The sequence below is a fragment of the Kitasatospora sp. HPM-01-4 genome (genome assembly GCF_051374625.1).
Lineage (GTDB): Bacteria > Actinomycetota > Actinomycetes > Streptomycetales > Streptomycetaceae > Kitasatospora.
This window is the reverse complement of the sequence record NZ_JBPQGP010000005.1, coordinates 8,988,013-9,013,697: the sequence shown is the minus strand read 5'-3', so window position 1 is coordinate 9,013,697 and position 25,685 is coordinate 8,988,013. Positions and strand designations below refer to the sequence as shown.

The window sequence follows — 25,685 nt, the reverse complement described above, 5'->3', positions numbered from 1 at the left end:
CGCCGACGGGCGCACGCCGACAGGCGCACGCCGACAGGCGCCACCGCGTCAGCCGGGCAGGCGGCCGGTGAGCAGGAAGGTGGTGAACGGGCCGCTGACGCGAGGATCGCTGAAGTCCACGCCGTGGCCGGCCGCGTCGATGGTCACCATGGCGGCCCGGTGGCCGAAGGCGTCCAGGGTCTGCCGGGCGCCGGAGTACGGGGTGGAGGGGTCGCGGAGGTTCTGCAGCATCAGGATGTTGCGCGGCCCGGCGGGGTTCGGGCGCACCTGCGGCTCGTGCGGGCGGTAGTGCCAGAAGGCGCACGGCCAGACGTTTCCGGACATGCCGTCGGTGAGCGGGTAGCGCTCCCGGTCGGCGGCGGTGCGTGCCGCGTAGTGGGCCGGATCGCGTGGCCAGGCCGAGTCGTCACAGATCACCGCGTCCTGTGCGGCGACGAAGTTGTCCGGGATCACCAGCGGGATCGAGCCGCCGAAGGAACTGCCCGGTGGCAGTGCCGTGGCACGGGTGGCGGCCAACTCCCAGACGGCGGCGGCCAACGGGTAGTAGCGCGGGTTGGTCAGGGAGGTGTAGGTGATGGCGCGCAGGGCGACGCCGGTGAGCGTACGGCCGTCGGCGAGGGTCAGCGGCGCGCGGTCGAGTTCCGTGGCCAGCCGGAGGTAGGTGGCTCGGACGGCCTCGGGGGTGGCGCCGAGGTGCAGGGTTCCGTCGTGGCCGGCAAGGTACTCGGCCAGTGCCGGGAAGGTGTCCGCGGCGCCTTCGCTGAACAGTCCGATCGCCTGCTGCTCGCCTCCCGGGGCCACCGTGCTGTCCAGCACCACCCGGTCGGTGCGGGCGGGGAAGAGGCTCGTGTAGACCTGGCCGAGGTAGGTGGCGTACGAGGTGCCCAGGTAGGAGATCCGGCGGACGCCCAGCGCGGCGCGGATCCGGTCCAGGTCGCGGGCCGAGTTGGCGGTGGTGATGTCGGCCAGATAGTCGCCGCTCGCGGCCGCACAACTGTCGGCCACCCGCTTGGCATAGGCGAGGTTGTCGGTGATCGAGCCGTCGGGGGCCGGGAAGGGGTAGTTGAGCTGGGCCGCGCGGTCGGCAGCCGACAGGTCGCAGCGCACCGGAGTGCTGTTGCCCACGCCGCGCTCGTCGAAGCCGATCAGGTCGTAGGAACGGAGCACGGCGGGCGGCAGCAGCGAGGCCGCCTCCCCCGGGTAGTCGAGCCCCGAGCCGCCCGGCCCGCCCGGCACCACCACGAGGTCACCGCGCCGGTGCGCCGGATCAGCGGTGCGGATCCGGGAGATCTCCAGGGTGATGGTGCCGGACTCCGGGCGTCGGTAGTCGCGTGGAACTCGCAGGCTGGCACACTGCTCGCGCGGATCACGCGGGAACGGTGTGCCGTTGGCGTTCGGGGTCGGCGACGGGCAGGCTCCCCAGGAGAGCCCGGCGGACGGGGCCGCGGCGGCAGGCGGGGTCAGGGCGGCCAGCAGGAGCGCGGTCGACAGCAGTGTGCCGCCGGTCGCGGCCGTACGGCGCAGAAGTCCGGTCATGGATTGACGGTACGAAAACTGTCGCACCGTCAGCCTCGGAGCGGGGGTGGACATCGCTACGGTGGCCCTCCACCCGTTCGGCTCCATCTCCGGGTGGAGAGGACACCGAAGCATCGCGCCGCCCACGTCGTGGTGGTTGCCCCACGCCGGATCGCGCGGCTGTCGGGGTCGGCGAGCGCTCAGCGGGTTTCTGCCTCCGAAGACCGGCCGACGCCGGGCACCGCTACCCCGCCAGCACCGCCAGCCACGGATGGCCGGGGTGAACGCGCTCCAGCCACCCGCTGAGGACGTCCCGTCGCGCCCGGCTCAGCAGCGGCTGCACACCGTCGAAGTCCGCCTGATCCTTGGGCCGTACCGCCTTCGCTTTGAACAGCAGCACCAACTCCGGTGCCAGATAAGGGATTCCGTCCGCCGTCCACTCGATGATCGCGTCGTACGACAGTCGAAGACTCTCGTCTCTCCGGTAGACCCAGACCCCGCCCTCGTGCGGCTCGCGGAAGACGTCGAACAGGAACTGACCGCTTGCCGGATCCCGCAGCCAGGTCTGGTGCGTGGCCGCCAGCTCCTCGACTCCCGCCGCCGGCCAGACCCGCCCAGAACCCACCGCGTCAAACACGTACCCAGGGAAGCGGTCCCGGATCTCAGCGAATCCCGCCGCGGGCACCGCGATCTCCAGATCCCCGTGCGGCCGCGACTGCCTTCCGCGGAACAGATCCAGCGCCCAACCTGCTGCGACGCACCAAGGCGCTCTGATCCCGCCCAACCGCTCCGCGACCTGTTCCGGCCGCCATGGGTCCGCCCATCGGGCATCCAGTTCTTCCGCATCGAGCACAACGCCGCCGGGCGGCAGGGATCCGGTCATCGTCACAACCTACTGCGCAGCCCGACCCGACCGGTCCGTCTTCAACGGCGGCGAGCCGCGTCCATCGACCTTCGGTGGCAGGTGGTCGGGGTTCGCCGGCTCGGGACACTCATCGGATTCGTCGCTGATATCAAGTTGCTTTATTCATCGTCAAGTTGACGTGGTGTTCACTTCAAGAGCGCGAAGCGGCCCGCATCCGGCGATCGCACCGGCGGGTGTGGCCATGAGCGAGCATCGGCTGCCGTGCGCGGTCGGCACAGCCGAGCGCGCGGTTGTCCAGGACGGCTGCCGGTAGGATCTCCTGCCCATGGACGCAAGCACATTGAACGAGATGATCGCTATCCCGCCTGGGCAGGTCGTCCTGTCGGACCGGCGGACGCAGCGCAGCTGGGGGGTCGAGGTCGCGCCCTATCAGCTCGCGGCGTTCCCGGTGACTCAGGCGCTCTACGCGCAGACCACCGGCCGACGGCCGAGCGCCGCCCGAGGGGACCGGTTGCCCGTCGAAGGCGTTTCCTGGTGGGACGCCGTCCGGTTCTGCAACGCCCGGTCCCTACAGGACGGGTTGGCGCCCGTCTACCAGCTCCGTGACGACGGTGAGGGCGTCGAGTGGGACACGTCCGCCGACGGGTACCGACTGCCGACCGAAGCCGAGTGGGAGCACGCCTGCCGCGCCGGTACGACCGGACCGCATTACGGGCCGCTCGACGAGATCGCCTGGTACCGCGACAACTCACACGAGCGAATCCACGACGTGGGCGGCAAACGGCCCAACCCGTGGGGCCTTTACGACATGCTCGGCAATGTCTGGGACTGGTGCTGGGACGTCTACGACGCGGAGGTCTACGGCACCTACCGGGTGCTGCGTGGCGGCGGCTGGTTCGACGAGCACTGGAGCTGCCGGGCCTCCGCGCGTCGGCGCAGCCACCCGAGCTTCCAGGTCGAGGACGTGGGCTTCCGCCTCGCACGTTCCGTCACGCGCTGACCTCCGTGGATATCGCCGCGGATCTCCCCGGCGGATCCGCGGGCGGCGCAACCAGTGCAGGTGGGCGAACGCGCGCTCCACGACCCGGCACGGCGTGCGCGACGGCCCAACGGCCATGGCCGGTCGGGAAGTCGGCGAACGGAGGCCGGAGACGACCGCGACGGGTCGGCGGCCGGCCCGCTCGGCACCGACACACCGGCAAGCCGCGCGCCTTGCGGTTTCGGCGGCGTGCGTCGGTCATTGGCCGGCGGGAGCTGCGAGCGGCGGGGTGATCGGCCAGCGGGGCCCGGCCTCGGCGTCCTGCAGCCAGGCCCACTGTTCGGTCCGGGTGACGGTGATGCCGTAGTCGTAGCGTGAAGGCCGGCCCAGTTCGTTCCATTGGTCCCAGGCGGCCAGTAGTCGGTCGCCGAGACGCCGAGGTCCGCCCTGGTGGAGCAGCGCCGTACCGTCGTGCTGGGCGGACAGTGCGGCCCAGGAGCGGTCGCCGTCGTGGATCCACGCACAGGTGCCCCACTGGCCGGTGCCGGTGACGACCTGCGCGCGTGGGACGGCCACCCGTAGGCCGAACTTCAGATCCCAGTTCTCGCTCAAGGGCAGGAGGTCGCGCGCCACGGTCCGCTCGGTCTCGGGCTCGTCGGTGCCGCGCACTGCCGCGTACCCGCTCCAGCCCGACGCGGCCCGCGGCGCCGGTGCACTGCGGTCGGCCATGAACATCCCCAGTCCTTGCACCCATCCCGAGGCGCTGCGCCCGTCCGCGGCGACGGTGAGGGCGACGTGCCCGAGTCGGCCCCAGGGATAGACGATCCGGCCTCCGGGCCTGGTCGCCTCGACCCAGCCGAACGGCACCGTCTCGACGGCGTAGGTGGCGTGAATCCGGTCGACCTGGTCGCCGCCGGGCGGCTGGGCGCTGGTGGCGTTGGCGGCGACGACCGTGGCGCGGACGCCGGCGGCCCGCAGCCGGGCGCGGGCGAAGTCGGCGAGGTCTTCGTCGAGTTCGGTGGAGACCACTCGGCCGGGGCCGGCCCGCCAGGCGGCCAGCGCGGCCGACCAGCCCTGCCCGGTGCCCACGTCCCACACCTGGTGCCCCGGGTCGATGAGCAGGCTGTCCAGCATGTCGGCGACCACAGCCGGCGCGGAGAGGCTGGAGGAGGGCAGACCCGCGGTGACCTGGGTGACCGCAGCCGCGTCCTGGTCGGCGAACAGTTCCCCCGCCCAGCCGTCCGGATCGGTGTCCCGGTGGATCGGCACGTAGCCGGTGCCGTCCCACCGCCACAGCACGTCGGGCGCGAACCGGTCGCGCGGCAGTGCTGCCATGGCCGGGCGCAGCCAGGGCGAGCGATCGGGCCAGGCGCCGCGCCGCTCCATCGCGGCGTCGAGCCGCGCACGCAGGTCGCCCAGGTCAGGCGTCACTTCTTGTGCTTCCCGTCCGAGGGCGGCGGGGGCGGGACCTGACCGTCGGCGTTGCCCGGAGGCGGGCTTCCGGTGCCGGGATCCGGCGCCGGCTTGGAGTGGTCACCCATCACTGGTCTCCTCCTTCGTGCGGGGACAGGACCGGCGCCCATCCTGGTGCACACCCGCGGTGCGGCGGTAGACGGCGCGTGGAGGCATCAAGGGGTGGTGAACCCAGGCGCAGACACGGCCGAGGCCGCCCCTCCCCCGCCCGAAGCGGCGACGCTGACGGACCGTCCCGGCCGGGGTAGCCGGGGTAGCCGGGGTGGCCGGGACGGCCGGGACGGCGGTGCGGGGACGGGGTCGGGGCCACAACGGGCGGCCCGGAACCCGCCTCTTCGCACGCGATGCCCGTTCTTCACCGCACCATCAACCTCCTTGCTGCACCTGCCTGCTGGGATCCTGCCCACACACGAACCCGCTGTGCCGGCACGCGACGGCACAGCGGGTTCACCACCAGTGGAGGCGGACGGGCGGAACGCACTCCGGCCGAACGGTTCCGCTCTGAACGGGTGTCAGCTCTCGGCGGAGCCCCGGCGGCGAGCCGCGACGACCAGGCCCGCACCGGCGGCGAGGACGGCCGCGGAGCCGCCGACCTCCCAGCCGAGGCCGTCCCCGCCACCGGTGAAGGCAAGCCGGTCGATGCCGGTGGTGGCGGTGGTCGCGTCGGCGGCGCTGGTCCCGGTGTGGTCGGACGCGGGCGTCACTCCGCCTTCCGAGGCCGTGCTGCCCGCGCCGTTCGTCCCGTCCTGGCCGTCGGTGCCCTTGTCCCCCGACGGCTGCCGACCGGCCGCCTCGTTCGCCTCGTCCTCCGCGCGGGCCGTGAACTGGCCCTCCTTCAGGAAGTCCAGGACGTCCTGGTAGGAGCCGTTCAGTGCGGCCTTGCCGGCCTTCCGCACCGCGGGACCGCCGACACTGACGATCTGCACGAGCCGGACCCGGTTGTCGGTCTGGCGCTGCTCCTCCAGCTCGACCTCAAGGAAGTGACGCAGGTCCTGAGCAGTACCGTCAAGCGCCTTCTGAGCAGCCTCACGCACACCACGGCCGCTGTCCTTGTCGGCCAGGATCCGCTCCACCTCAGCCCGGTCCTCGTCCTCGGCGCGAGCCTTGAACTGACCGTCCCTGAGGAAGTCCACCAGATCCTGGGGAGAGCCCTTGAGGGCAGCCTTGCCGGCCTCCCGCACCGCGGGACCACCAACACTCATGACCTGGAGGACCCGCACCCGGTTGTCGGTCTGGCGCTGCTCCTCCAGCTCGACCTCAAGGAAGTGACGCAGGTCCTGAGCAGTACCGTCAAGCGCCTTCTGAGCAGCCTCACGCACACCACGGCCGCTGTCCTTGTCGGCCAGGATCCGCTCCACCTCAGCCCGGTCCTCGTCCTCGGCGCGAGCCTTGAACTGACCGTCCCTGAGGAAGTCCACCAGATCCTGGGGAGAGCCCTTGAGGGCAGCCTTGCCGGCCTCCCGCACCGCAGGACCACCGACACTGATGACCTGGGAGACCCGCACCCGGTTGTCGGTCTGGCGCTGCTCCTCCAGCTCGACCTCAAGGAAGTGACGCAGGTCCTGAGCAGTACCCTCAAGCGCCTTCTGAGCGGCCTCACGCACACCAGGGCCACTGTCCTTGTCGGCCAGGATCCGCTCCACCTCAGCCCGGTCCCGCTGCTCCGAGGCCGAGATTCCCCCCGATCCGGTGTCGGAGGCGGCGTCAGGGGCCGAGGCGCCGGAGGGCTGGAGGTTCTCGGCGGCGGAGGCCGTCGAGGGGAGCAGAACCGCGGGGGCGAGTGCGACCGCCGTGAGTATCGCGGACACCCGAGCCATCTTCATCAGGAAAACCTACTTCTTCGAGAAGATCTTGAACGTGATCATGATAGGCCCTCCTTTATGCTGGCTATACCGATTATTGACCTACCCTCAGTGACACCCGGGTGCCGACCGGGTCGGTCGGGCCCCCGGGGAACCGGGGGCCTTCAGCAGGGTCAGGGCGTACATCGCCGCGCTGCTCTGCCGGTCATCGCGAGCCGTGGACGACCGTTGGCATAGGGAGCAACCCTCTAGGCTGGGGCGACCATCATGATCAGAGGGGAGGAATCGCGCCTTGGGGGACTACTTCCGCGTTGAGGTGAACGAGCTCGATCGGCTGCTTCAGCAGTTGCACCAGAGTCAGGACGACCTTCGCACGGCGCTCAAAGCGATGCACGACATCGGTCCGAAGAGCACCGGCAGCTCGTCGCTGGACCACGCATGCGACGAGTTCCACAGCAGCTGGCACGACGCGATCAAGCTGATATCCGACGGCACCGGGCAGATCGAGGAGAAACTGCGCGAGACGGCGGACGACTACACGGGGACGGAGCAAGCGATTCGCGACGCTCTCGGCAAGGGGGCGGGTGCGGCATGAGCAGTGATCACGACTTCCCGGCTCTCACCTTCGATCCCGCTCCCGGCCGACCCGCGAGCGTGGATGCCCTGGTATCCCAACTGACCACGGCCGCCAACGCGTTGGAGAGCGCATCCAACACGCTGACGTCCATCAGCCACGGCGGCAGCGCCTGGGAGGGCAAGGCGGCGGACGGCTTCGCGCGGAACGTCGGCGAGCTGCCCAAAACCATGGACGACAGCCTGGACGCGCTGAGATCCGCCTCCACTCAGCTGTCGTCGTGGAGCAAGCAGCTGGTGGGCTACCAGCAGACCGCGAGGCGCTACGAGGCGGAGGCCGAGGATGCCAAGCGGCGGCTGAAGGAGGCGGAGGCGCGCAGGAGCACGGCCACCGACCAGTACAACTCGGCCGCGGACGACCCCGCTTTCAAGCTGATCGGCTACCGCTTCTCCGACGACCAGCAGCTGGCGGAAGCCGAGAGCCGCATCAGGACGGCGCAGCAGAACCTGGCTACGGCGAACCAGCAGCTGCAGGCCGCGTCACAGGAGCTCTCGTCGATCGAGGACGAGCTCCACCACATCGTGAAGCAGGCCAAGGAACTCCACGCGCACCACCAGCACGATGCGGACCGGACGGCCAAGGCGCTGCGTTCGGCGAACCACAACGCGCCGCACATCGGCACCTGGAGCAAGATCGCCGATGGTTTCAAGAAGGTCGGCAAGAGCATCAAGGACTGGGCGCACAAGCACGCCGGTGTCCTGAAGAAGATCGGGGACATCGCCGGGGCGGCCTCAGCAGTCCTCGGTATCGCGGCGCTGGCCACGATGTGGTGCCCGCCGCTGTCGGCCGCCCTCGGAGTGGCGGCGGCCGGCGCGTCGGGGATCGCGCTGGGCGCTCACGGGTTGGCGAAACTCGGGGGTGCTGACGTCAGTTGGACGACGATCGCGCTCGACGGGGTCGGCGTGGTGCCGTTCCTCGGCGGCGCGGCGAAGGGCATCAAGGGCGTCACCATGGGCGTCAAAGCCATCAAAGCAGGCGAGGGCCTCGCGGCCGGCGGAGCGAAACTGGCGGAGGCGGGCAAGGCCATCGAGAGCACGCACATGGCCGGCGGCCTCCTCCACAGCAAGGTCATCTCGCCGGTCTTCACCAAGACCCCGCTGCGGAACCTGCCCGGTGCCGTCACGACCCTGGACAAGGCCGGGAAGGAAGTCCTGAGCGCCTCCTCCTGGTGGTCACGCGGCATCCAGATCGGTATGAAGGGCACCGGTCTCGGCATGCACGCGCCCACGCTCTACCAGGAAGTGACCTCATGACGACCGACCAGGCCACCGCCGCAGCGCCGGTACTCGACGACGAACTGGACATCCGCTGGGATGTCCCGGTCGTCTTCCACTCCCTGGGGGTCGACCTTCCCGAGGACCAGCGCGAGGCGCACATCGCGGAGATCGCTGCCGAGGTCTGGTCCGGTGGAACCGCCTTCCAGCGCACCACCGTCGCCGGCTGGTACCAGGAGATCGCCGCGGAGGCCGCCGAGGACGGCGCCGTCTACGCCGGTTTCGCACTGCTCGGCACCGACGACGACCGGGTCAGCGTGGCGACCCTGGTCATCCTGGCCGAGGAAGCGGACACCTCCGACCCCGAGATCGCCGCCGCCGCCCTGCTGGAACTCCTCTCCGCCGACCCCGCCAACGAGGTCTTCCGCTCCGACATCGCCTGCGGACCGGCCGTGGTGTCGATCTCCGGCATGATCGTGGACCTCACCGAACAGGCCGGCGAGCCGACCTCGCTCGAACTCGCCCAGGCCGAGGTCCACATCCCCGTGCCCCTGGCCGACACCCTGCTCGTCTGCCGGATCAGCACACCGTCCGTCGCCGACTTCCCCGACTACGTGACCATGCTCGCGCAGATGGCCGACACCGTCGTCTACAACAAGCCCGGCACCACCCCGCAGGCCGCTGCCACGGCCGCGCTGCCCAGCCAGTCCAAGATCACGGAGGCCTTCGGATGAGCGGCCGGCACACCCCGCCGCCGCCCGGCCTGAACACCGGCCCGCTCCCCCGGCGATCCGTCGTCGGGCTCACCCTGCAGCTGTGGCTGCAATGGCTGTACGTCCTCCCCTGGATCGTGGTCTACGAGGCCTGCCAGCTCTACACCGTGGGGGAATCCTGGGCCGAGGGCAACAGCACCAGGCACATCCTCACCCCCGCCAAGTACCGGCTGGAGCGCCACGGCACCCCCCGGGACTGGGAAGTCTGGGCGGACAGGGCCCTGGAGATCGGAACCACCGTCGCGCTGCGCCACGAACGCGATCGCCGAGCCGAGAACGCCCGCGGCGACAACCGGTACAAGCACAAGGAGACCGAGCCCACCACCTTCATCAAGAAGCGCTACTACCGCGGCATCGGCGCGGCAGGAGTGGCCGCCCTCGCCGCGCGCCGCGGCTGGGACGTGGACTGGACGCGGAGCGACCCCGAAAACGTGGTCCATCTCGTCTACCGGCAGCCGCTCGGTGCCTGACGAAGCCGCTCCCGGGAGCACGGACCCGGTGCCTTCCGCATGACCACCAGCGCGGCCGACCCCGGGGCGCGGCTCGGCGCCATGGAGCGCCAATGCCGTGGCCGGAGCCGCCCGCCGGGCTGGTGGTGTCTCAGGTCCTCATGGCGCAGGCGTGAGTGAAGCCAGCGCGGTGGGCCGTACCGCACCGGCGGCGGCCGAGCCGAGCAGCAGGCCGGTCAGGTCACGGGGCGGCGCCTGCTCACCGGTCGAGGCCGCCGCTGTGATCCGGTCCAGCCGGAAGCCCCGACCGGCCTGCCGTGTGCGGCACCAGGCGATGAGGTACCACCTTCCTTCGGCGGTGAGCAGTCCGGCCGGTTCCACCACGCGGTCGCTCTCCCGTCCTGCCGCGTCGACATAGGACAGCCGCAGCACCGTGCTGTCGGTGAGGGCCTGTTCCACTGCGGCCCGGACCGACTCCTCGGTCCGGGCCGGCAGTGCGACGATCCGTGCGGCGAGCTCCTGGGCCGCCACCGAGGCGGGACCCGTCATCGAGGCCGCGATCTTCTGCGATGCCGTGCGGGCCGCACCGGCGTAGGGGGCCGAGGCGTCGGCCATGGCGAGCGCGGCGACCAACGCCGAGGCTTCGTCGGCGGTGAAACGGATCGGAGGGAGAGTCATCGCCGGGTCGATCGACCAGCCCCCGCCTCGCCCCGGTGTGGCGCGTACCGGGACACCGGCCTCCATCAGTGCCTGCAGATCACGCTGCACCGTGCGTGTGCTGACCTCGAACCGCGCGGCGAGCGCCGCGACCGTCCGCGACCGCGGCGCCGCCGCGCGCAGTTCTTCCACCAGTGCATAGAGCCGAGGAGTGCGATTCACGAGGTCGACGCTACCGTCACGCGCCGGCCAGGAAGTCCCGCTCACGCCGCAGTTCCCGCTCGGTGATGGTCAGCGGGAACAGGGTGAAGCCGTGCATCGCGCCGGCGACGACACCGAGCTGTACCGGCGCCCCTGCCGCCTGCCACCGTCCTGCCAGAAAGAGCGAGTCGTCCAGCAGCGGATCCTCGGTACCGACGACGATCCTGGCAGGCGGCAGGCCGGCCAGGTCGGCGAACAGCGGCGAGACCTCCGGGTCGCGGCGCTGCTCCGCCCCCATCCCCGGCGTGAAGAGCTCGTAACTGCCCCGCAGCGAGTCGGAATTGCTCAGCAGCCGCCTGGAGCCGAACAGCCGCTGGCTCGGTGTCATCGACAGGTCGTACGGGCCGAAGAGCAGCTGGGCCGCCCGGAACGCGCCGGTGATGCCGTGCCGGTCGCGAAGGCGCAGCAGTGTCAGGACACTCAGGTGGGCGCCGGCCGATTCGCCACCGATCAGCAGCCGTCGGGTACCGAACTCGGCCGCGGCGTGGTCCACCAGCCACCGGGCGACCGCTTCGCAGTCGTCGGGTCCGGCGGGGAACGGATGCTCCGGCGCCAGGCGGTACTCCACGCTCACCACGGCCAGCCGTGTCTGCACGGCAAGCCGCCACAGCCTCTCGTCCTGCCCGTCCGCAGAGCCGAACACCCAGCCACCGCCGTGTATGTGCAGGTACACGCCGTCGACGTGCTCCGGCACGAACGCCCGGACTCCCACCCCGCCGGCCACGACGCGGTCCTGGCCCTGCGGCAGTCTCACCGGTGGCGTGTCACCACCGAGCCGGTTGCGCCGCAGGAGCGCCAGCACGGTTGCATCCGGCGCTTGCCCGCGAGGTGGACGGCTCGCGGCGGCAGCCTCGAACTGCTCGTTGAATGCCAGGGTTTCGGGGAGACAGTCCTCATCAGTGATCGTCATGCGTCTACGGTCGCAGCTGTCCGCGACAACACCCTGTCACCTTTTTCTGACCTGATTTTTTTGTTGATCCCTGCGGGCTTCGTGTGCGGTGTGGCCGAAGCGGCGGCTCCCCCGTACGGGGGAGGGCGAACCCACCAGCGGGGGAGGCCGCCGGACCAGCTCCGCGGCCAAGGTGGCTTCATGACCGGCAATGACGTCCATGACTTCCGGGACGGTCGCAGCGGTACCCGGGTGGCGGACCGGCTCGCCTTCACCGTGCGGCCGCCCCGGTACAGGCCCCAGCCCTTGGGCTCCCCAGGCGCGGGCCAGGGCCCCGATGGCGACCGGCTGCGCAGGCGCATTCGTACACGTGCACACGGCCCACCGACCACCGACCACCGACCACGCAGCCAAGCCGACCCCGCGGCCCGCAGCCCGCACCTCGAAACCCGGAGACAACGATGAAGCACAGACTCGCCGTAGTACTGGGCGCCCTCTCACTCAGCGCGACGTGCCTCGCCGTCGCCGCTCCGGCGTCAGCGACGACGCTCTCCTGGAAGCCGTGCGCCCAGCCCAACGGCCCCACCGACCAGCAGTGCGCTGATCTCTCCGTCCCCGTGGACTACCGAAAGCCCGACGGCGCCCGCCTCACCCTGCGCGTCACCCGCCTGGCCGGCGACCGCCCGGCCGCCCGGCGCGGCACCCTGCTGGTCGTCCCCGGCGGCCCGGGCGGTTCCGGCGTCGACGCACTCGCCCACACGGGCCCCGCGATGCGCGAGGCCCTGCACGGCGCCTACGATCTGGTCAGCCTCGACCCGCGCGGGGTGGGTGGCTCCACGGCAGTCGGCTGCGACCTGAGCGCGGACGACCGGGACGTGATGAACCTCCGAAGCTGGCCCGGCCCCGGTGGCGACATCAGCGACAGCGTCGCCCGCGCCCAACGCATCGCCGACGCCTGTGCCCGCAACGGCGGCGCCATCCTGCGCAGTTACTCAACGGCGAACGAGGTGCGCGACATCGAGCACCTCCGCCAGGCCCTCGGCACCACGAAGCTGTCCATGTACGGGGTCTCCTACGGCACATACGTCACCGCCACCTACGCGCAGGAGCACCCCGAGCACACCGACCGGGTGGTGCTCGACAGCACCGACGACCCCGACCCGGCGCGAGTGGAACGCGGCTGGCTCGCCGACACGGCGGCCGGCACCGACGAGCGGTTCCCCGACTTCGCCCGCTGGGCCGCCGACCCCGCGCGCGACCGCGACGGGCTGAGGCTCGCCCAACACGCCGATGACGTACGGCCGTTGGTGCTGGCCCTCGCCGACCGGCTGGACCGCGCGCCCCGGCCGACCACCACACCGCACAGACCGCTCACCGGCAACATCCTGCGCCAGGCCGTCCAGCAGGCGCTCACCTACAGCGACTCCGACTTCCCCTGGCTGGCCCAGCTGATCAAGGCGGCCGAGAACCCCGAGGCCACACCTGCCCTGCCCCCCGGATACACCACACCGATGCCGGACCAGGACACCGCCGTCTTCACGGCGACGCAGTGCAACGACGTGAGCTGGCCCCGCGACGTCAGCGGCTACGCCCGCGACGTGGCCACCGACCGCGTCCGGCACCCGCTCACCGCCGGGCAGCCGGTGAACATCACGCCCTGCGCCTTCTGGCACACCGAGCCGACCGACAAGCCGGTCCACATCACCTCACATGGACCGTCCAACATCCTGATGCTCCAGAATCTCCGCGACCCGGCCACGCCCTACTTCGGTGCCCTGCGCATGCGGACGGCCCTCGGCGCCCGCGCCCGACTGGTCACCGTCGACCACGGCGGCCACGGCTCCTACCTCTCCAACGGCGACTCCTGCGGCGACCAGGCGGTCACACGGTTCCTCCTGACCGGGCACCGCCCGGCGGCCGATCTGCGGTGCACCGCATAGCCGGGACCGGAGCCGGAAGCAGAGCCTCGGCATGGCTACAGCGCCGGACGTACGGTCCGCGGGATTCACGCTCCCCCGTCATCGGATCCTCCCGGGCTGATGCCGTCCGCTGACCGACGATCTACACCGAAGCCATCGGAATGGTTCAGGCCCTCGGACGGGACGACCCCGCGGCGCAGGAACGCGTGGGGCAGGTCCGGATGCCGTAGCTCCGACGACAGTTCCAGGGGCAGTGCACGGAGCGTCTCCGTGAAGTCCGCGAAACACTCCCTCAGCTTGATCTTTAACCTTTGCGGCGGGGTCGAGGGCTGCTGGCCTCGGGTTTCTTCTTCGTGGACGGCTTCGAGGTAAGCCGCTGTCGCAGACTGCGCGCAGCCACGGTCGGCGGACGGCGAGCAGGCGGGCATCGAGCCTTCCCCGCGTGCGTGGGGCACACCGTCCTGACGACGCCGGTGTACCCCACGCCAGTTCAGGCGGCGTGCCCTCCGTCGACCGCGAACTCCGCGCCCGTCACGTACGCCGCTTCCCGGCCTGACAGATACGCCACCACGGACGCCACCTCCTCGGCCGTCCCGAAGCGGCCGACAGCGGTCATCGCCGCCTGGCCGGACGCGAAGGGGCCGTCCGCGGGATTCATGTCGGTGTCGATCGGGCCCGGGTGGACGATGTTCGCCGTGATCCCGCGCGGGCCCAGCTCCCTCGCGAGCGCGCGCGTCAGACCGACCAGAGCCGACTTGCTCATCGCGTACAGGGTGGAGCCGGGACCCAGCACGCGCTGGGTCAGGCAACTGCCGACGGTGATGATCCGGCCGCCGCGCTCCATACGTGCGGCGGCCGCCTGGGCCGTCAGATACACCCCGCGCACGTTCACCGCGAGGACTCGGTCGACATCGGCGACGGACACGCTCTCCAGCGGCGCGATCAGCCCAACGGCGGCGTTGTTCACCAGGATGTCCAGGCCTCCGAGCGCCTCCGCCGCACGCTCCACCGCGTCCGCCGCCTCCTGCGCGTCCGCGGAGTCCGCACGCAGGGCCACCGCCCGGCGCCCCAGCGCCTCGACGGCCCGTACGACGTCCTCCGCCTCCTCCTTGCCACGCACGTACGTGACGGCCACGTCCGCACCTTCCCGCGCCAGCCGCAGTGCCGTCGCCGCACCGATCCCACGGCTGCCGCCGGTGACCAGTGCCATCCTGCCGTTCAGAGTTGCCTGTGAAGTCATGGACCCATCCCACCGGCCGGGCACGAGAAGCACTGGCGGCGAACGGACATCGACCTCGGTGGCAGCGGCGAACCTGCAGGCCAGCCCGCGACCGGGCGCGGATGCAGGCGAAGGATCACGGCGCGGCGGCTGTGACGTGACAGCTCACCACCACCTTCACCTGACCTGGCATCAATGTCCTGGGCCACAGTCCGACTGTTCGTCATAGTCCTGCTATGAAACCGGAGTTACATCCAGACCAGCGCCTGAACCGACCGTCTGGAGACTCGACCCGAGCTGATGACGGGCAGTGGTGTCACCGAGTCAGATCGCTCCAAAGGATATGCAAATAGATTGCTAAGGTTGGCTTTGAAACGAAGGGGATCGCATGAATCAGATACTTGGAACGCATGCCACTGGCCGTCGTGTCCGGCGTGGACTCGGTGTCGGAATGGCGGCCGCGCTGGTCGTCGCGGGCGCAGCGGCCTGCTCGTCGGGCGGCGGGAGCAGCGAGGCGGGGGCGTCAGCGGCGAAGAGCCCGGAGGTGTTCGGGCCGGCTGGATACCGGGGGCTGACGCCGGGTATGGCGAAGGACGCGGCGCTGGCGACCGGCGCGCTGGAGACGGCCCCGGTGTCGCTCCTGGGCGGCTGCACCGACTTCTCCTACAAGGGCGGCCCCGCGCCGGACGCGACCCGGATGGCCGCCGAGGCAGCGGCTGATGCCAAGTCGAAGGATCTGAACGCGAAGGCGGACACGGTGGACACGGCGGCCGAGCCGGAGAGCCTGCCGTCGAACGCCTCGGCGAAGGAGGCCGCGGAGTTCGCCAAGCGCGCCGCGGAGTCGGCCGACCGCGCGCTGGCCGACGCGAAGCTGATGGAGCAGGCGGCCAGTGCCCATGCCGAGGTGATGAAGCTACGCGAATCGCGCGATGCGGCGTTCCTGGTCCCGGGCCGGGTGTCGTTCGGCACGGACGGACTGCGCGAGCTGGCCGCCCCGAGTGGTGCCCGCACCGCTGAGGGCGTCGGCGCGGGATCAACCGTGGACGAGCTCAAGAAGGCGTACAGCGCCCTCGATCTCGCCAAGAACGGCAAGTACCAGGCGCCCGTGGCGGGCAAGCAGGGCTGGGTGTACGAGTTCACCGTGGAGGGGGAGAGGGTCAGCGGCATGGCGCTGGCCAACCCCGACATGAAGTGCGCCTGATGTGACCGACGCCCGCGCGGGTCGATGTGTTCCTCTGTGGGGCGGGACACGACGACCCGCACTTCGGGGTCGGACCGCGTTTGACAGCCCTCCCGCCCGACCCGCTGCCGTCGAATCCCCGGGCATGCCTCTTGCCTCGTGCCCTACCGGCGTGCGAACGGGCTGATCTTGCTCCGCTCTGGCGGACTCCGACGGCGCGGTGGTCAAGCCCGCGAGGACGGCCTCGAGATCGGCGGTACCGCAGGACACCTCATCCCGTCAGACGCCGCGGCCCCGCGCACGCCGTCTCCGGCCTGGTGTGACGTTCTGGGGCGACCGGACGATCAGCGGACTGGTCGCGATGGCGATCTACACCACCGCCCGGCACTTCGGCCAGTGCGCCGATGAGATGCCGGTCGACCGCTGGGCTACATCACCCGCCACCCGGCTGAGGACCTTCCCGGAGACCACGAAACGGTGGTCCTCCTCTACTTGGCCACGACCGGCCTGACCGTCGAACACCTCACACTCCCCGACGCATTGGGCCCTGGTGTACCCAGCGAACTGATCGGCGCCACCGTCGGGCGGATCGTCTCGCCCACCTGACAGCAGGAAGCCCCGCCGACGGGCCGAGACCACCGGCCCCTCTCCCCCGCTGTCCCTTCTGCGACCGGGGAGTCCTCAAGGTAGGCCGCGCCCACATCCCCGGAGAGGCTGGAGGACGGCGCCCAGCTGAAGCTCGGCGCCCGGCTGCTCGACACGAAGAGCAGGCGCGTCGGCCCGCGGTACGGACCGGCTCTCCGCTCTCGCCGAGCCGGGGTCGAGCCAGCCACTCACCTCCTTCGATCAGAAGGCAACATCCCGAGCAGTGTGGCTAATTGAAAGGCAGTGCGCGATTTCTGGTGTACAATCTGAAGCGAAGGACGACCTCCGGGACCGATGTCACGGCGGCCGACGGATCACTCAACCCAGGGGGAGAACACCATGACCTACCAGCTCGAAGCAGTCCGGGCGACGATCGACGAGCGCCTGCGTGAGGCCAGGGAGTACCGCCTCGTCCGCGCGGTCCGCCTCAAGAACCGCGCCGAGCGCGCTGCCCAGCGCGCCCGCCAGGCCCTGACCGGCCTGAGCGCATGACCACCCGTCCGGAACGGGCCGTCACCACAACACGGTGACGGCCCGTTCCGTTTCCCGTCACCGACGATCCATGCCGCGGTCGATGTCGCACTCCTCGATCCGGTCGGCCGGACGTCCGTCGCACTCGATCGCGTGGTCTCCCGGGTGGCCCGGCCGGGCGGGATGGACCGGTCCCCTCGCCGAGCACCCGGAATCGGTCAGTGGTCACTCCCGTAGTGCTCCAGGGCCAACTCCAGTAGCTCGTTTCGATCAGGCCGGGTGGTCGATGGTGCCGGTATGGCGCCGGGCCGCCCCGACGAACAGGCCGAACAAGTCGCAGATGCTGCGAGGGTCGCCGCCGGTGACCTCGGCCTCCCGAAGGAGGCGGTCCTCCCGGAGTCGGCTGATGGGCATACCGAGCACGTCGTTGATCCAAACTCCCCTGCGGTCACGGGCCACCCGGAGCGCACCGCGTCTGCCGTTCCGGCGTGACCGAGCTGGCCGGGCGGACCGCGCATGCTCGCGGCCCCCGGCTGGCCCTGGCGGGGAGAGCAACTGGTGCGCCCGTCCGCGAAGGTGATGTGTCTCCAAGCGCGGATCACTGGTCGTATGCAGGACAGCGTGCTGCCGCCTGTGCCGCGCGATCGGGTGCTGACCGGAATCGTCGCCCATCTTCCTGGAGTGCAAGAAGCGGTGGGCCCTCCCCGGAGTGGGGGTGAGCACACCGCTCCTGTTTGTTCTGCATTGGCAGAACCGCAACCTCCGCCACCTGGCGCGGATCCTGACGTCGGAAACAAGGGACGAAAGCCCAGTAGAGCCCTTCCGGCTGCTCCTGCGGGCTTGCGGGGCCTTTAAGTTCAGCTCCCGACGTACCACTTCTGGTTGTCGCCACCGTTCGCGCGCCACAGCTGTGCCGGCGCGCCATTGGCGCCGCTGTAGCCGCCGATCTCCATGGAGTATGAGCCGGAGGCGAACTCCGTGACGGGGCCGACGCCGTCGGGGTACGCAAGGTGCCACTGCTGGTTGCTCCCCCAGTGGCAGTCCCACTGGATCAGCTGCACGCCGTTGTCCTGGGCCCCGCCTGGCCTGTCCACGCACTTGCTGCTGTTGAGGTTGACCAGCGCAGGGAAGCTCGGACTGTAGAGGTCATTGAGGTACCACTGCTGGTTCCTTCCGCCGGTGCAGTCCCACTGGCGCACAGCGGCACCGCTGTTGGTGCTCCAGTCCGCCACTTCGAGGCACTTGTGGGTGCCCAGGTTGATAAGCCGGTAGGGCCCATGGAGGCGCCCGTCCGCGCTGGCGGGCTGCGCCACCATCCCCAGGGCGAGACTGAATCCACTCGCGACGGCAAGCACTCTCCACACTCGACTGCGAAGTGCCGACTTCACCTGACCTGACCTCCACGCATCCTCGTGACCACACCCTGACGTGTGGTCGCCATCGAACAGGTTGGAGCTCTCGGGCGGGCACCCATGAACCGCGTGCATGCAAACGGATAGTCCGTTGCCAGCCATGATCCCCCCGAAGATCCCCCTCAGCGGTAAGAGACTATCCATGGCAACTTCTTTGTCAACTCTTTATATCTGCGCGAAGCCTGGAACAGTACGTCCCATCGCCGGAGCGTGTCTGAAAGATCGTTAGGCCCGTGAGGGTCTGTAAAAAGAACGGCTCTGCCGCATATTCGGTAGTCCTGACCAAGCCCTACCAGGCGAGGCCCGAGGAGCGGAGGACGCCGCGGCCGCCCTGGTCGACGAGGCCGAACTGCCCCACACCGTCGGCGACTGACTTCCCCTCACCGGCCCTCCACCCCACCCGGTCTGTGGCCGCTGCCCGGTCCACCTCTTCGGTGAACCCGCAGGTCGGGGTTGCACCCTGCAGGTCCAGGCGTGCAGCGCATGCCCGAGCTGCTGAAGCTGGAGCAGCCCCTGCTCCTGGTGCCGCCGGGCCTACAGCCGTCCCTCGAGCCGGGCGGCCAGCCGGGCCAGCGCCTCGGCCTCCGCGCTCCCTGCCTCCGCGCCGAAGACGTGCACCACCAGGCCCGTCTCGCCGGGGGCGGCAGGCACGTGCAGCACCTCGAAGTCCAGGGTGAGCAGCCCGGCTTCGGGGTGCCGCAGCCGCTTGCGGCCTGGTGTGCACATCACCACCTCACCGGAGGCCCAGATCCTCCGGAAGTTCTCGCTGAGCGTGGACAGTTCGGCGATCAGCGAGGTCAGTGCCGGGTCGGCCGGGTAGCAGCCCGTGGCGGCGCGCAGTTGGCCGACCACCTCCGCCGCCCTGGCCTCCCAATCGGGGTGAACGAGGCGGGAGGCGGGGTCGAGGAAGAGGTACCGGGCCTGGTTCGGGTCTCGCCGCCCCGACTCGCCCACCCCGCCGATCAGTTCGGCGCCGAGCGGGTTGGCCGCCAGCACGTCGAGGCGGTAGTCCGTGGCGAAGGCCGGGGAGTCGGCCAGCGCGTCCAGGGTGCGGCGGAGCAGCGGGCTCACCCGGGCCGTCGGGGCAGCGCCGCATCTGGCGCCGACCAACGTGGTCAGGTGCCGGTGCTCCGCCAGGTCGAGGTCGAGCGCCCGGGCGAGCGCGTCGAGCACCTCGGGAGACGGCTGGGTGGCTCGCCCTTGTTCGAGCCGTACGTAGTAGTCCACGCTGATCCCGGCCAGCTGGGCCAGTTCCTCGCGCCGCAGCCCGCGCACCCGACGGCGCCCACCGGCAGCGATGCCGACCCGCTCCGGCGCAACCCGGCCCCGGCGGGCCTTCAGAAACTCGCCGAGCGCTTTGGTCTCCACACTGTCCATGCCCCAAGTATCGGGCTTCGGACATGGGTGGCCCTCGCAGTACCAGGACTCGCGGTCCACCGGAAGCACCGGGCTCTGGCTACCGCCCCGCCCCCGAGCGAGCCTTTCCCCATGACCACTACCCCGCAGTCGCGGAACATCCTCCTCGTCACCGCCCACCCCGAGCCCCGCTCGCTCACCTCCGCCCTCGCCTCCTTCGCCGTCGAGCACCTGAGCGCGGCCGGGCACCAGGTCCAGGTGTCCGACCTCTACGCGATGAAGTGGCGGGCCGCACTGGACGCTGACGACTTCCCGGACCACCCCGCCGACCGCCGCCTTGAGGTCCTGCCTGCCCAGGGCGCGGCCACCCGGGCCGGGCGGCTCTCCCCGGACATCGCGACTGAGCAGGAGAAGCTGCTCTGGTCGGACGCGGTCATCCTGCAGTTCCCGATGTGGTGGTTCTCCGTGCCCGCGATCCTCAAGGGCTGGATCGATCGGGTCTTCACCTTCGAGTTCGCCCACGGCCCGTCCGTCCCCCCGCCGTACAGCGAGGGCGCCCTGGCCGGTCGCCGGGCCCTGCTCGCCACCACCATCGGCGCCCGCGAGTCGGCCTTCTCGGAGCGCGGCGCCCACGGCCGCCTCTCCGACGTCCTCCACCCGCTCCAGCACGGCCTGTTCTGGTTCACCGGCATGGCACCACTGGAGCCGTTCACCGTCCACGGCTCGGTCGACGTCCCCGCCGACCGATTCGCAGCCGCCAAGCGCGCCTACGCGAGCCGCCTCGACCGCCTCTTCACCGACGCCCCCATTCCCTACCGCACCCTCACCGGCGGCGACTACGACCGTGATCTGCGCCTCCTCCCCGGCACCGAGACCCCGGGCACGGCCGGCCTGGACATCCACCTACGTGCTTGAGCGGGTCCGAACCCGCCCCCGGCGCAGCGGTCTCGCGCCGCGCCGGAGAGCCGAGTTCACCCCGGCGACCCACGACGGCCTCGGCACTCGTCCCGTGACCGGGATGTCCGTCAGAACGGGTCAAGCCCACCCGGGAGTTCGGCCGCATCCGCGTTCACACGGCTCCCCCGGACTCGGAGTCGAGGCTGCGCGTGCACACCTGGACCAGCTCCCGGCCGGATCACGCCGAAACCGCCGCCGGGACCGCCACGGGTGGGCCGGCGCGTCGTTAGTGACGGTGAAGGCACCCCCGGCCATGTGCGACCGGGCCGAGGTGCACTGCCGGGCCGCGCGCCCGGCTCGGGTGAGCGGCCGAAGGGCGGGGTCCGGGAGTGGTGGGGAGCGACGGAGCGGTCGCCGGTTCGCCAGAGCTGCGCGAGTCGTACGAGGCGTGCGATGCCGAGCTGCGACGGCACCTGGTGCACGTGTGGACGGGGTCTGCCGTGCTGCCCCCTGCGGTTCGCCCGTACGTCCACACCGTGCACGCCTTCGCATCGCGGACCGACCGGATCGCCGACAGGGGTGCGCCGAAGGACCGGATGCGGCGGTTCGCCCGCTGGCGGGCCGACACCATGGCGGATCTGCGGTCCGGCCGCAGCGACCATCGGCTGCGGCGGGCGTTCGTGGACACGGTGCGGCGCTGGGACCTGGACCACGCACTCGTCGCGGAGCACCTCGATGCCATGGAGGCGGAGGCCCAGGCCCCGCCGGTGTTCGAGACGTTCGCGGACCAGCGCCGCTACCTCAGAGGGGTCACAGGCACGATCGCGCAGCTGTGGGCCCCGATGCTGGGCGCCGAGGGGCCGAAGGCACTGCGGCTGGCATCGGTGCTCGGCGAGGCGTGCCAGTTGGTGGACGTCTTCGAGGACCTGCCCGCCGATCTCGCCGACGGCCGGTGCTATCTGCCGCGCGAGGATCTGCGGGGGCTCGGCCTGGGCCTCGCCGACCTGGCGCGGGGCGAGCGCCGGGAGGAGCTGGAGGAGCTGGTTGGCATCCAACTGGCGCGCTGGCACGAGCTGTTGGAGCAGGCGGTGCCGGTGGCGGGGATGGTGGCTCGCGAGTGTCAGCCGTTCCTGCACGCCGTGCTGTTGGGGGTTCAGCTCCAGTTCGACGAGGCCACGTTGCAGGGGGCCCGGGTACTGACCGAAGGTATCGCGCCGCTGACGTCGACGGGGGCGCCGTGCCGTCGGCCGGCCTGGCCGGGGGCGGGGCCGGTGCCCGGGCATGTCGCGGTGATCCTGGACGGGAACCGGCGTTGGGCCGAGGCCCGCGGCCTTCCGGTGGACCAGGGCCACCGCGCGGGCGAGCGGGCGGCGATGCGGCTGGTCATCGCGGCGCTTCGGCTGGGCATCCGGCACCTGAGCATCTACCTCTTCTCCACGGAGAACTGGAACCGCTCGCGCGAGGAGCTGGCGGCCCTGTTCGATGCCCTGGCCGACTGCATCGCCCGGGGCATCGAGTGGCTGCACGGCCTCGGTGTGCGGGTGCGCTGGTGCGGGCGGCGCGACCGGATCGACCCGTCGCTCGCCTCCGCGATCGCCCTGCTGGAGAACATGACGTCGAACAACGACGTCCTGACACTGACGCTCTGCCTGGACTACGGCGGACGCGACGAGCTGGCGGCCGCCGCCCGCGCCCTGGCTGCCGAAGCTGCGGCGGGCACGCTGCGCCCCGAGAAAATCGGCCCCGCCGACCTCGCCCGCCACCTGTACGTACCGGAACTGCCCGATGTCGACCTGCTGATCCGCACCTCCGGCGAGCAGCGGATCAGCAACTTCCTGCCCTGGCACCTCGCCTACGCCGAACTGCTCTTCGACCCCACTCCCTGGCCCGACTTCGACCTGGCCCGGCTGCGGGAGGCCGTCGCCGCCTACACGGGCCGCGAGCGCCGCTTCGGCGGCAACCTACCCTCCCCCGCCCGCCCGGTGGACCCGGCCCGGACCGGCTGAGCAGTCCGGGCCGACACGTCACTCACGACGTCGGCGGGGTGTACACACCCTCGGCGGTCACATACGCCAGCACCGTGTCGACCGTGAACGCGGGCCCGCCGAAGGTGTTGGTGAACGTCTCCACCAACTCCGGTGTCGGGCGCAGCGGCACCTCGGCGAGGCGGACCTTCATCGGCCTGCCCAGCGCTACGCTCTCCGTCGTCAGCAGGCCCTCGTCCGCACCGGGCCGGAAGACCGAACGGTGCCCGATGTCAACGCCGTTGACCGCGCACCTGCCGAACGCCAGCCCGTCCTGGAGGACGCCCTCCAGCTCGGTCACCCGGACGTCGCCGTTCGGCGTGCTGACCGCGATCCCGCCGTCCAGCCGGCCGTTGCCGTGGGCCTTCGACGGCTTCGCCGGCGACGGATCACCCGCACCGGACCGTACCGGGAACCGGATCGCCGTACCCCGGGCGTCCGTCACCAACCGCGCCGGGGCCACCGCCTCCACCACCGCCTGGAACCGGTCCAGCTGCTCCTGGGCCCTCGGGGTCCAGCGGACCTCCACCCAGCCGTCGGAGACCGTACCCAGCGTTCCGGCCGCGGTGGTGCCGGAGGCCGTACCGGTGAACTGTGCCAGCAGCGGAGCCGTCAGGGCCGCGCCCAGAACTCCTCGTCGCGTAGCGCTCATCGACGTGCACCCATCCCTTCCTCGGGCCGCGGGACACGGCCCCGGACGGATCGTCCGCCCGCCCGGTCACCGGCACTGCGGATCGGGCGGGTAAACCACCCGAAGGAAGGGCGGAGGCGGGATGCCCGGGAACCGGGCTCGGGCGCGGTCAGGCGAGCAGGGTGGCCTCGATGCCGGCGAGGACGGCGGCCAGGCCCTGTTCGTAGCCCTGGTCGAAGTCGTGGAACATCACCCGCCCGGCTTCGGCGGCCAGGGGGTGGGCGGCCAGGCGCTGGGCGCGGGCGTCCAGGTCGTAGCCGTCGTCACCGGCGAAGGGGTTGGGGCCCATGGCCTGCTCCTCGATGGTGTAGCCGATCGTGTAGCTGTAGCCGGTGTACCAGGCCCGGGCCGCGGCCCGGGGGGTGAAGCCGGCCTCGGTGAGCAGGCGCAGGGAGGCTTCCAGGCCGGCCGCGTAGCTGGTGTCGGTGAAGCGCGCGCCGCTGTAGACCTTGGCGCCGTCGCGGTAGCGCAGCAGTTCCGTCCGCAGGCCGCGCATGGTCGCGAGGTAGGTCTGCCGCCACTCCCCCGCCGCCGGGATGTGCGCGGGGTCTGCGGTCATACGGCGCATCATCTCGGTCGCCATCTCGTCGAGCAGCGCCTGCTTGTCCTTGAAGTGCCAGTACAGCGCGGGTGCCTTGACGTCCAGTTCGGCGGCGATCGCGCGGAGGGTGAGGCCGTCCAGGCCGACGTCGTTCAGGAGCCGGAGCGCGGTGTCGACGACGAGGCGGCGGTCGAGTTTGGGGGTTCGCTGCGGGGTCACGGTTGACAGCTTAACGCCGTTAAGTGCAGGCTTCGGACACCGGCTACTTAACAGCGTTAAGGAGATGCTCGTGACCTCCCGGACAACCGCTTCGCACACCGACGTCCTGATCGTCGGCGCCGGCCCCACCGGTCTCGCCCTCGCGGTCGACCTCGCCCGGCGCGGTGTGGCCGCGCTGCTCGTCGAGCGCGGCCCGGCGCTGTTCCCCGGCTCGCGCGGCAAGGGCCTGCAACCCCGCACCCTGGAGGTCCTGGACGACCTCGGCGTGCTGGCCGAGGTCCGCGCGAGCGCCGGACACTACCCGCCGAACCTGTTCTGGCGCGACGGCGAGCCACAGGGCGAGCGCCGCATGTACGACCCGACCGAACCCTCGGAGTCCGAGCCGTACACCGAGACGCTGATGCTGCCGCAGTGGCGCACCCAGCAGGTGCTGCACAAGCGGCTGCGCGCCCTCGGCGGCTCCGTCGCCTTCGGCCGCGAGCTGGTGGGCCTGACCCAGGACGAGGACGGCGTCACCGCCGAGTTCACCGCCGGCGGCCCCGTGCGGGCGCGGTACGCGGTCGCCGCCGACGGCGGCCGCTCGACGCTCCGCCGGCTGCTGGGCATCGGGATGACCGGGGACACGGTGGACCCGGACCCGATGCTGGTCGCGGACGTGCGGGTGAGTGGTCTCGACCGCGACCACTGGCACGTCTTCCCCGACGACGGGACGGGCGGTGGCGGGCCGATCGGCGGCCTGCTGGCCCTGTGCCCGCTGCCCGGCACCGACGAGTTCCAGCTCGTCGCACGGTACCCGCGGGGCACGGCGGCCGACCCCACCCTGGAGGGCATCCGCAGGACGGTCACCGCCCGCTCGCACCTGCGCGCCGAGCAGGTGGCCGCCGTGCGGTGGGCCTCCGGGTTCCAGCCCCGGGCGGCCCTGGCGGACCGCTTCCGCGCGGGCCGGGTCTTCCTCGCCGGCGACGCCGCGCACGTGCACTCCCCCGCCGGCGCCCAGGGCCTCAACACCAGCATCCAGGACGCCTACAACCTGGGCTGGAAGCTGGGCGCCGTGCTCGGCGGCACCGCCCCCGAGCAGCTGCTCGACACCTACGAGGAGGAGCGCCGCCCCAACGCCGCGGCCATGCTGGACCTGTCGACCCGGGTCCACCACGGCGAGGTCCGCCGCGGCCGGGCGACCCAGCAACTCGGCCTCGGCTACCGGGAGTCGTCGCTGTCGGCGGAGACCCGCCCGGACCTGCCGGAGGGCGCCCTGCGGGCCGGGGACCGCGCACCGGACGGCCGCCGGGGCGGCGTGCGGCTCTTCGACGCCTTCCGCGGCCCGCACTGGACCCTGCTGGCGGTCGGCACCGACGCCGAACTCCCGGGCACCGCCTGCCCGGTGGTCCGCATCCCGGCCTACGAGGCATACGGCACCGGCCTGTTCCTGATCCGCCCGGACGGGTACGTGGGCTGGGCCGGCACCACGGCCGACGGCTTGGCCGCGTACGCGGCCCGCCACGGGGCCCTGCGCCCCTGACACCCCGGCGGGCAGCCGGACCGCCTGGAGTCGGGGCCGGGCCACGGGCGTACCCGCCGAAACCGACCACCCCGCGCGGCT

The 25,685-nt window shown here is 71.3% G+C and carries 24 protein-coding genes; 12 read left to right on the top strand and 12 right to left on the bottom strand.

Annotated elements, in window-relative coordinates; translation table 11 throughout:
* Positions 1-48 precede the first annotated feature (48 nt).
* Positions 49-1,536, bottom strand: coding sequence for an alpha/beta fold hydrolase (locus ACSMTC_RS38800; protein WP_436564464.1), 1,488 nt, complete (start codon positions 1,534-1,536; stop codon positions 49-51).
* 223 nt (positions 1,537-1,759) lie between these two features.
* On the bottom strand, positions 1,760-2,398 hold the full coding sequence (locus ACSMTC_RS38795) for a nucleotidyltransferase domain-containing protein (protein WP_436564463.1): 639 nt from the start codon (positions 2,396-2,398) through the stop codon (positions 1,760-1,762).
* 307 nt (positions 2,399-2,705) lie between these two features.
* Here ACSMTC_RS38795 and ACSMTC_RS38790 point away from each other — a divergent pair, with 307 nt between their 5' ends.
* Positions 2,706-3,380 carry a formylglycine-generating enzyme family protein gene (locus ACSMTC_RS38790; RefSeq protein WP_436564462.1) on the top strand — a complete coding sequence of 225 codons (675 nt, stop codon included), beginning with the start codon at positions 2,706-2,708 and terminating at the stop codon, positions 3,378-3,380.
* 237 nt (positions 3,381-3,617) lie between these two features.
* Here the strand turns inward: ACSMTC_RS38790 and ACSMTC_RS38785 are convergent, their stop codons facing one another.
* Both ACSMTC_RS38785 and ACSMTC_RS38780 read right to left on the bottom strand, forming a co-directional pair.
* Positions 3,618-4,790 (bottom strand): protein-L-isoaspartate O-methyltransferase family protein, encoded by a 1,173-nt coding sequence (locus ACSMTC_RS38785; RefSeq protein ID WP_436564461.1) that lies wholly within the window; start codon positions 4,788-4,790, stop codon positions 3,618-3,620.
* A gap of 554 nt (positions 4,791-5,344) precedes the next feature.
* Complete coding sequence (locus ACSMTC_RS38780; RefSeq protein ID WP_436564460.1) at positions 5,345-6,640, bottom strand: ALF repeat-containing protein; 1,296 nt, start codon at positions 6,638-6,640, stop codon at positions 5,345-5,347.
* 286 nt (positions 6,641-6,926) lie between these two features.
* Here ACSMTC_RS38780 and ACSMTC_RS38775 point away from each other — a divergent pair, with 286 nt between their 5' ends.
* From ACSMTC_RS38775 to ACSMTC_RS38760, 4 genes are read left to right on the top strand one after another with little or no spacing between them, the layout of a single operon-like run.
* Entirely contained in the window at positions 6,927-7,229 is a 303-nt protein-coding gene (locus ACSMTC_RS38775; RefSeq protein WP_436564459.1) for a WXG100 family type VII secretion target, read from the top strand.
* Complete coding sequence (locus tag ACSMTC_RS38770) at positions 7,226-8,521, top strand: WXG100 family type VII secretion target (RefSeq protein ID WP_436564458.1); 1,296 nt, start codon at positions 7,226-7,228, stop codon at positions 8,519-8,521. The genes ACSMTC_RS38775 and ACSMTC_RS38770 overlap by 4 nt, the downstream gene beginning before the upstream one ends.
* Positions 8,518-9,216, top strand: coding sequence for a hypothetical protein (locus ACSMTC_RS38765; protein ID WP_436564457.1), 699 nt, complete (start codon positions 8,518-8,520; stop codon positions 9,214-9,216). Before ACSMTC_RS38770 ends, ACSMTC_RS38765 begins: the two co-directional genes overlap by 4 nt.
* On the top strand, positions 9,213-9,725 hold the full coding sequence (locus ACSMTC_RS38760) for a hypothetical protein (RefSeq protein WP_436564456.1): 513 nt from the start codon (positions 9,213-9,215) through the stop codon (positions 9,723-9,725). The genes ACSMTC_RS38765 and ACSMTC_RS38760 overlap by 4 nt, the downstream gene beginning before the upstream one ends.
* A 138-nt stretch (positions 9,726-9,863) precedes the next feature.
* Here the strand turns inward: ACSMTC_RS38760 and ACSMTC_RS38755 are convergent, their stop codons facing one another.
* On the bottom strand, positions 9,864-10,583 hold the full coding sequence (locus ACSMTC_RS38755) for a helix-turn-helix transcriptional regulator (RefSeq protein ID WP_436564455.1): 720 nt from the start codon (positions 10,581-10,583) through the stop codon (positions 9,864-9,866).
* Between the two features lie 16 nt (positions 10,584-10,599).
* Positions 10,600-11,532 carry an alpha/beta hydrolase gene (locus tag ACSMTC_RS38750; RefSeq protein ID WP_436564454.1) on the bottom strand — a complete coding sequence of 311 codons (933 nt, stop codon included), beginning with the start codon at positions 11,530-11,532 and terminating at the stop codon, positions 10,600-10,602.
* Positions 11,533-11,972: 440 nt separating this feature from the next.
* On the opposite strand from ACSMTC_RS38750, the gene ACSMTC_RS38745 reads away from it, so the two are divergent.
* Complete coding sequence (locus tag ACSMTC_RS38745; RefSeq protein ID WP_436564453.1) at positions 11,973-13,451, top strand: alpha/beta hydrolase; 1,479 nt, start codon at positions 11,973-11,975, stop codon at positions 13,449-13,451.
* A gap of 469 nt (positions 13,452-13,920) precedes the next feature.
* On the opposite strand, the gene ACSMTC_RS38740 is transcribed toward ACSMTC_RS38745, so the two are convergent.
* On the bottom strand, positions 13,921-14,670 hold the full coding sequence (locus ACSMTC_RS38740; protein ID WP_436564452.1) for an SDR family oxidoreductase: 750 nt from the start codon (positions 14,668-14,670) through the stop codon (positions 13,921-13,923).
* Between the two features lie 367 nt (positions 14,671-15,037).
* On the opposite strand from ACSMTC_RS38740, the gene ACSMTC_RS38735 reads away from it, so the two are divergent.
* The 3 genes from ACSMTC_RS38735 (at position 15,038) to ACSMTC_RS38725 (ending at position 16,966) form a co-directional block, all read left to right on the top strand.
* Positions 15,038-15,850 (top strand): hypothetical protein, encoded by an 813-nt coding sequence (locus tag ACSMTC_RS38735; RefSeq protein WP_436564451.1) that lies wholly within the window; start codon positions 15,038-15,040, stop codon positions 15,848-15,850.
* A 298-nt stretch (positions 15,851-16,148) separates the two neighbouring features.
* Positions 16,149-16,340, top strand: a complete 192-nt coding sequence (locus ACSMTC_RS38730) for a hypothetical protein (RefSeq protein ID WP_436564450.1) — start codon at positions 16,149-16,151, stop codon at positions 16,338-16,340.
* Positions 16,341-16,813: 473 nt separating this feature from the next.
* The gene (locus tag ACSMTC_RS38725; RefSeq protein WP_436564449.1) at positions 16,814-16,966 is read left to right on the top strand and encodes a hypothetical protein; all 153 of its coding nucleotides are present in this window, start codon (positions 16,814-16,816) and stop codon (positions 16,964-16,966) included.
* A gap of 249 nt (positions 16,967-17,215) precedes the next feature.
* On the opposite strand, the gene ACSMTC_RS38720 is transcribed toward ACSMTC_RS38725, so the two are convergent.
* From ACSMTC_RS38720 to ACSMTC_RS38710, 3 genes are all read right to left on the bottom strand, one after another.
* On the bottom strand, positions 17,216-17,359 hold the full coding sequence (locus ACSMTC_RS38720) for a hypothetical protein (protein WP_436564448.1): 144 nt from the start codon (positions 17,357-17,359) through the stop codon (positions 17,216-17,218).
* A gap of 443 nt (positions 17,360-17,802) precedes the next feature.
* Entirely contained in the window at positions 17,803-18,309 is a 507-nt protein-coding gene (locus tag ACSMTC_RS38715) for an RICIN domain-containing protein (protein WP_436564447.1), read from the bottom strand.
* Positions 18,310-18,891: 582 nt separating this feature from the next.
* Positions 18,892-19,734 carry a helix-turn-helix domain-containing protein gene (locus ACSMTC_RS38710; protein ID WP_436564446.1) on the bottom strand — a complete coding sequence of 281 codons (843 nt, stop codon included), beginning with the start codon at positions 19,732-19,734 and terminating at the stop codon, positions 18,892-18,894.
* Between the two features lie 111 nt (positions 19,735-19,845).
* On the opposite strand from ACSMTC_RS38710, the gene ACSMTC_RS38705 reads away from it, so the two are divergent.
* Together ACSMTC_RS38705 and uppS are read left to right on the top strand one after the other, a co-directional pair.
* Positions 19,846-20,628, top strand: a complete 783-nt coding sequence (locus tag ACSMTC_RS38705) for an NAD(P)H-dependent oxidoreductase (protein WP_436564445.1) — start codon at positions 19,846-19,848, stop codon at positions 20,626-20,628.
* A gap of 374 nt (positions 20,629-21,002) precedes the next feature.
* Entirely contained in the window at positions 21,003-22,616 is a 1,614-nt protein-coding gene (gene uppS, locus ACSMTC_RS38700; RefSeq protein WP_436564444.1) for a polyprenyl diphosphate synthase, read from the top strand.
* Positions 22,617-22,638: 22 nt separating this feature from the next.
* Here uppS and ACSMTC_RS38695 read toward each other — a convergent pair whose 3' ends face one another.
* Together ACSMTC_RS38695 and ACSMTC_RS38690 are read right to left on the bottom strand one after the other, a co-directional pair.
* The gene (locus ACSMTC_RS38695; RefSeq protein ID WP_436564443.1) at positions 22,639-23,286 is read right to left on the bottom strand and encodes a hypothetical protein; all 648 of its coding nucleotides are present in this window, start codon (positions 23,284-23,286) and stop codon (positions 22,639-22,641) included.
* Positions 23,287-23,434: 148 nt separating this feature from the next.
* The gene (locus tag ACSMTC_RS38690; protein ID WP_436564442.1) at positions 23,435-24,085 is read right to left on the bottom strand and encodes a TetR/AcrR family transcriptional regulator C-terminal domain-containing protein; all 651 of its coding nucleotides are present in this window, start codon (positions 24,083-24,085) and stop codon (positions 23,435-23,437) included.
* A 64-nt stretch (positions 24,086-24,149) separates the two neighbouring features.
* Here ACSMTC_RS38690 and ACSMTC_RS38685 point away from each other — a divergent pair, with 64 nt between their 5' ends.
* Positions 24,150-25,604 (top strand): FAD-dependent monooxygenase, encoded by a 1,455-nt coding sequence (locus ACSMTC_RS38685; protein WP_436564441.1) that lies wholly within the window; start codon positions 24,150-24,152, stop codon positions 25,602-25,604.
* The last annotated feature ends 81 nt before the right edge of the window (positions 25,605-25,685 follow it).